This is a genomic window from Gordonia sp. NPDC003950 (assembly GCF_053605205.1).
In genome coordinates, this window is sequence record NZ_JBSGIT010000056.1 from 1 (window position 1) to 2,670 (window position 2,670).

The window sequence follows — 2,670 nt, forward strand, 5'->3', positions numbered from 1 at the left end:
CCACAGCCACCTCAGCGTCACCCTCAGGCGCCACGAACTCCGCCGCCACACCACCGAACTCCGGCGCCGGCAACGCCTTACGATCGATCTTGCCCGCCGTGTTCAGGGCGATCTCATCGAGCACCATCCACACCGACGGCACCATGTAGCCCGGCAACGCCGCCGCCGCGGTCGCCTGGACCGCCGCCACATCCACCGCCACGCCCGGCACACCGGCGACGTAACCGACCAGATGCTCACCGCCACCGGGAGCCGACGCCACCGCCGCCGCCGCGTGCACCACCCCCGGCGCTGCGGCCAACACCGCCTCGATCTCCCCCAACTCGATACGCTGACCACGCAGCTTCACCTGGAAATCGGTCCGGCCCAGATACTCCAGAGAACCATCGGGCAGACGCCGCACCAGATCACCGGTCCGATACAACCGGGCACCCGACCCGCCATACGGATCGGCCACGAACCGTTCCGCCGTCAGATCCGCCCGAGCGGCATAACCACGCGCCAACTGCAGGCCACCGAGATACAACTCGCCAGGCACACCCACCGGCACGCGATTCAACCGCCGATCGAGAACAACCGCCGACGAGTTCCACACCGGCACCCCGATCGGCACCGTAGGATCATCCGCCGACACCCGCCCGATCTCCTCGAACGTGATCTCCACCGCAGCCTCGGTCGGACCGTACAGGTTGTAGAACAACGCATCCGGCCACACCTCGCGCGTCGGCGCAGCCACCGCCGGCGGCAACGCCTCACCGGTAGTCGATACGATCCGCACCGAATCCAGCGACCCGAGAAGATCCGCAGGAACCACATCGACGAACACCGACAGCATCGACGGCACGAAATGCACCATCGTCGCCCGGGTGCGCGCAATCTCCTGCGCCACATACACCGGCTCCAGATGACCGCCGTCCTTGAGCACCACCAACCTCGCGCCCACCATCAACGGCGCGAACAACTCCGGCACCGAACAGTCAAAGGTATACGGCGTCTTCTGAACGACCACATCAGTCGCGTCGATCGGCAACCCGTCAAGACCCCACCAAAGCCGGTTCAGCACCGCCGCATGGCTCAGGGTCACCCCCTTGGGCATTCCCGTCGAACCCGACGTGAACAACGTATACACCGCCGAACCACCATGCAGCACACCACGATCAGCCACACCCAACGGAGCCGCCACCACCGCAGCGACATCAACCTCCCCGCCCGCATACACCCCCAGCACAGACACCCCGACCGCCTCCGCGACACCCACCGCACCAGCAGCCACCGAACGATCCGACACCAACAACAACCGCGCACCCGCCGTACGCAACATGTACTCCACACGATCAGCCGGCGTCGCCACATCGATCGGCACGTACTGACCACCCGCCGCAACGATCGCGTGAATCGCGACCATCATCTCCACCGACCGCGGAATACACAGCGCAACAGCCGACTCCGGCCCCACCCCAGCCGCAACCAACTCCCGCGCCAACACATTCACCCGCGCACCGAACTCCGCGTACGACACCTCACGATCACCGAACACCAACGCCACCGCAGACGGAGTCCGCCCCACCTGAGCCGCAACCGCATCACCCACCGAAGTCACCACCGGCAACTCCACCGGCCGCCCCCACTCAACCCCGGCCTCCGCCACCACATCCGCCCGCGACATGATCGCCACATCACCGACCGCAACCAACGGATCAGCCACCAAACCACCGAGCACCCGCACGAACCCGTTCGCGATCACCTCGACGGTGGACGCATCGAACAGATCGGTCGCGTAGATGATCGAACCCGACCACGTCGCGTTCACCGCCGACGACACGGTGATGTACAGATCCAGCTGCGCCGGCACATGGTCGGCCACGATCGCCTCGAAATCCAGGCCCGCCACCGATAGATCGACGTCGCGTACCGACGCACCCGGATCGAACGACAACAGCACCTGCGCCAGCGGCGCGAACGCCTCGCTGCGCACCGGATCCACGGCATCCACCACCGATTCGAACGGCACATCCGCGTGGGCGAAGGCGTCCACATCGCCCGCCCTGACCTGCCGCAACAATCCTTCGAAGGTCTCGTCGGGCTCCACCTGTGCCCTGAGCACGAGGGTGTTGACGAACATGCCCACCAACGGATCCAGAACAGCCTGACCACGCCCGGCGATCGGCGTCGCCACCGCGATGTCCTCGGTAGCCGACAGTCGCGCCAACAGCACCGCCAGCGCGGCATGCACCACCACGAAGGGGGTTACTCCGTACTGCCGGGACACCGCGTCGATCTGCTTGCCGACGGGCTCTGGGATCTCGAACGCGATCCGACCACCGTCGTGGCTTGCGATCCGCGGCCGTGGCCGGTCGGTCGGCAACTCCAGCACGTCCGGCAGCCCCGCCAACCGCTCACGCCAGTACCCCAGCTGCCGGCCGACCATCGAATCGGCGTCTTCGGCGGAGCCGAGGACCTCGTGCTGCCAGATCGCGAAATCCGCGAACTGCACCGGCAACGGCTCGAACACCGGCATCTCACCAGCCACCCGCGCCGCATACGCGGTCAGCAGATCGGTCAGCAACGGCAACTGCGACTCACCGTCAGCAGCGATGTGGTGCACGATCACCGCGAGCACGAACTCACGATCCCCGGACTGCCACAACCGCACCCGCAACGGCCACTGCG

The 2,670-nt window shown here is 66.5% G+C and carries 1 protein-coding gene; it reads right to left on the reverse strand.

The window, feature by feature from the left end:
- The coding region (locus ACWETB_RS23775; RefSeq protein ID WP_452214053.1) for a non-ribosomal peptide synthetase at window positions 1-2,670 on the reverse strand (2,670 nt) is incomplete at both ends.